Origin of the sequence: Streptomyces flavofungini, from assembly GCF_041028215.1 — a bacterium.
Lineage (GTDB): Bacteria > Actinomycetota > Actinomycetes > Streptomycetales > Streptomycetaceae > Streptomyces > Streptomyces flavofungini_B.
Genome location: NZ_JASKYR010000824.1, coordinates 1 through 4,064, shown reverse-complemented (window position 1 = coordinate 4,064; position 4,064 = coordinate 1). Strand labels below are relative to the sequence as shown.

Genomic DNA, 4,064 nt, shown 5'->3' with positions numbered 1-4,064 from the left:
CTTCCGGCGGGCCGCCGAGGCGTTCGCCCGTGGGGAGGCCCCCGGGAGCGCCGTGCGCGGCCCCCTCGGCGGCACGCCGGAAGCGGCGTTCGTCTTCACCGGACAGGGCAGCCAGCGCCTGGGCATGGGCCGCGGGCTCGCCGCCGCCTTCCCCGCCTTCGCCACCGCCCTGCGCGAGGTGTGCGCCCAGCTCGATCCGCTGCTCGAACGGCCGTTGACCGAGGTCATGTGGGCCGCGCCGGACAGCGAGGACGCCGCCCTGCTCGACGGCACCGGCTACGCCCAGCCCGCGCTGTTCGCCTTCGAGGTCGCCCTGTACCGCCTCCTGGAGTCCTGGGGGATCGTGCCCGCCCGGCTGGTGGGGCACTCCGTGGGGGAGATCGCGGCCGCGCACGTGGCGGGCGTGCTCTCGCTGCGGGACGCCTGCGCGCTGGTCGCGGCGCGCGGCCGCCTGATGGGGGCGCTGCCGACGGGCGGCGCCATGGTCGCGGTGCGCTGCTCGGAGGCGGAGGTCCTGCCGCTGATCGCGGACCGTGCCCACGAGGTCGCCGTCGCCGCCGTCAACGGACCGCGCTCCGTGGTCCTCTCCGGCGCGGCGGAGCCCCTGGCGGAGCTGACCGCCGAACTCTCCGCCGCCGGGCACAAGACCCGCTCCCTCGTCGTCAGCCACGCCTTCCACTCACCGCTGATGGAGCCGATGCTCGCCGAGTTCCGCGAGACGGTCGCCGGGCTCGCCTTCCACGCGCCCGCCCTACCGCTCATCTCCTGCGTCACCGGCCGTCCGCTCACCGTGGAGGAGGCCCGCGACCCCGGCCACTGGGTGCGCCACGTCCGGGACGCGGTGCGGTTCGCCGACGCGGTCGGACACCTCGCCGAGCAACGCACCGCCGTCTACGTCGAACTGGGCCCGGAGGCGGCGCTCACCCCGATGGTCCTGGAGTGCCTGGGCGAGAGCGGGTCGAACACGGCTCCCGTGGTGGAACCGGCGGTGCGCGGCGCCGACGGCGACGCCGAGGCGGGCACGGTGCTGAACGCGGCCGTGCGGCTGCACGCGCTCGGGCTGCCGGTCGACTGGCGTGCGGTTCTGCCGGAAGCCCGCCCCGTGGACCTGCCCACGTACGCCTTCCAGCACGAGGCGTACTGGCTGGCCTCGGTCTCCTCGACTGCCGTGGCCGTGGGGGTGCCGTCGGCCGCCGACGCCGCCGAGAACGCCGGAGGGGAGCTGGCGGGACGACTGGCCGCCCTGTCCGACGAAGAGGCCGAGGCCCTGGTCACCGAGTTGGTGCGGACCGAACTCGCGGCCGTGGTCGGCGGCGCGCTGCCGGGCGACGCGGGGGCCGATACGGCCTTCACCGATCTCGGCGTCACCTCCGTGACCGCCGTGGAACTGCGCAACCGGCTCACCGCCGCCACGGGTGTGCGGCTGCCTCCGACCCTGGTCTTCGACCACCCCTCACCCGCCGCCGTGGCCCGCCTGGTGTGTGGGCGGCTCCGGCACGCGGGGCCGCCCCGCCCCCGCGACGCCGCATCCCTCGTCGACGAACTGGAGGCACTGCTCGTCTCGGGTGCCCACCTCGACACCGCCACGGGGTCACGGCTGCGGGCCCTGGCCGGTCGCTGGGCGCCCGCCCGCACCGGCGCGACAGCCCCTGTTAATGGCCCACTGGATGTGGACTCCGCCTCCGACGAGGAGCTGTTCCGCCTCATGGACGGCGGGGGCCTCGCCGACGACACCCCTTCCGGCGGCACCCGGTGACCGTTGCCGCACAGGGACGTTCCGCTCTCCTCGCCGTACGCACAAGCCCGCGCACCCGTGCCGGGACCGGCACGCCCTGCACGCCCGTTGCCCGGATCGGCGGCGAACGTGCCCGTCCGGGCACGGCGTTCGGGCCGTCGAACACCGACGACGCGGGGGACGCGGCCCGCCTCGGCCCCTCGCCGGGTCCGGTGCTGCCCGCTCCTATCCCTTCCCTCCACCACTCACGTTCGCCCTCCCATCATTCGACGCGGATCGACCAGGAGCACACTTCATGAGCGGGACCGTCACGCCCCTTGCCACCCGGACCGGCCCGGACGGCGGTTCCGGTGACCTGATGATCGAGGCCGACGGCGTCACCAAGTCCTTCGGACAGGTGCGGGCCCTGGACTCGGTGAGCGTCAGCGCGCCCCGGGGCACGGTCCTCGGACTCCTCGGCCACAACGGCGCCGGGAAGACCACCCTGGTCAACATCCTCACCACGGCGCTGCCGCTCAGCTCGGGACGGGCCTCGGTCGCCGGATACGACGTGGCCCGCGAGCCCGTCGAGATCCGCAGGCGCATCGGGCTCACCGGGCAGTTCGCCTCCGTGGACGGACAGCTCAGCGGACGCGACAACCTCGTACTGATCGCCCGGCTCCTCGGCGCCGGACAGCGGGCGGCCCGGGAGCGCGCCGACGAACTCCTTGAGCTGTTCCGGCTGACCGAGGTCGCCGACCGGCGTGCCAGCGGCTACTCCGGCGGCCTGCGCCGCCGCCTCGACCTCGCCGTCTCCCTGGTCGGCGCCCCCTCGGTGCTCTTCCTCGACGAGCCGACCACCGGCCTCGACCCCTCCAGCAGGCTCAACCTGTGGGAGATCGTCGAGGGCCTGGTCGAGCAGGGCACCACGGTCCTGCTGACCACGCAGTACCTGGAGGAGGCCGACCGGCTCGCCGACTCGATCGCGGTGCTGTCCGCGGGCCGCGTCGTCGCCGCGGGAACCGCCGCGGAGCTGAAGGCCACCGTCGGCCGCCGCACGGTCACCCTCACCCTGGAGAGCGGCGAGGACCGGAGCACGGCGGGCGCGGCCCTGCGCGGCGCGGGCTTCGCCCCGGTGATCGGCGAGGAGGACGCCCGCGCCGTCGTCGTCCCCATCGACGCCACCCGGGAGATCGCCGAGGTCGTCCGGGCCCTGGACCAGGTGGGCGTCGAGGCGACCGAGCTGACCTTCGGCGAACCGACCCTGGACGACGTGTATCTGGCGCTCGCCGACCAGTCGGCGTCCCGCTCATCGGCGTGAGAACGCGCGTGGGATCGCGCGTGGGAGCACTGCGCGAGCACGGCGGCGGCAGCCTCGTACGCTCCGGCTCCCACCGCACCCGACCACCCCGGCCACCCCGGCCAGCCCTGCTTCCGCGGCCACCGCGACACGACCCGGCGGGCGGAACCGCCGCCCGACGTCTCCTGTGGAGGACCCCTTGACCACCAAGCTGACCCCGGCCCCCCGTCCGGCCGCGCCCCCGACCGGGGTCGGCACGGCGCCCGTGTTCGGCGGGAGTTCACTTCCCACCCAGATACGCATCCTCACCGGACGGTCGCTGCGGGCCATGGTGACCGACCCCGGCATCGTGCTCTTCGGCCTGATCCAGCCGGTGGTCATCCTGTTCGTCCTGACCCAGGTGTTCAGCAAGATGGGCATGCCGCCGCACTTCCCCGACGGCGTCAGCTACCTCGACTACGTGCTCCCCGCCATCCTGGTGGACAACGCCGCCCAGTCCGCGATGCAGTCCGGCGTGGGTCTGGTGGAGGACCAGAAGAACGGGATGGTCGCCCGGCTGCGCTCGATGCCCGTGCACCCGGGCGCGCTGCTCGCCGCGCGCAGCCTGGTCGGTCTGGTGCGCGCCACGGTGCAGGTGCTCATCATCATGATCCTCGCGATCACGGTGCTGGGGTACTCACCCAACGGCGGCGCGGCCGAACTGGCGCTCTCCGCCGGGCTGACGATCTTCATCAGCTTCTCGCTCGGCTGGGCGTTCATCGCGGCCGGTGCGTGGCTGCGGCGGGCCGAGCCGCTCCAGAACCTCGCGCTGATCGTCATCTTCCCGCTGATGTTCGCCTCCAGCGCCTACGTCCCCGTCGCCGATCTGCCCGGCTGGCTGGCCGCCGTGGCGAGCGTCAACCCGCTGACCTACGCGATCGACGCGAGCCGCGCGCTCGCCCTCGACGTGCCCGGCCTGGACCACGCGATCCCGTCCGTGCTGATCAGCGCGGTGATCGCGGTGGTGGGCATGGTCACCGCCCTGCGCGGCTTCCGCCGCCCCCTCTGACC

3 protein-coding genes are annotated in these 4,064 nt (G+C 74.3%); all 3 read left to right on the top strand.

Going from position 1 to position 4,064, the window contains the following annotated elements; genetic code table 11:
* Positions 1–1,756, top strand: a 1,756-nt coding sequence (locus AB8Z36_RS35070) for an acyltransferase domain-containing protein (RefSeq protein ID WP_369217433.1), incomplete at its 5' end; no start/stop codon positions are given.
* A 274-nt stretch (positions 1,757–2,030) separates the two neighbouring features.
* A complete protein-coding gene (locus tag AB8Z36_RS35065) occupies positions 2,031–3,035 on the top strand; it encodes an ATP-binding cassette domain-containing protein (RefSeq protein WP_369217432.1) in 1,005 nt (334 codons plus the stop codon).
* A 178-nt stretch (positions 3,036–3,213) separates the two neighbouring features.
* Entirely contained in the window at positions 3,214–4,062 is an 849-nt protein-coding gene (locus AB8Z36_RS35060; RefSeq protein ID WP_369217431.1) for an ABC transporter permease, read from the top strand.
* Positions 4,063–4,064: the final 2 nt, after the last annotated feature.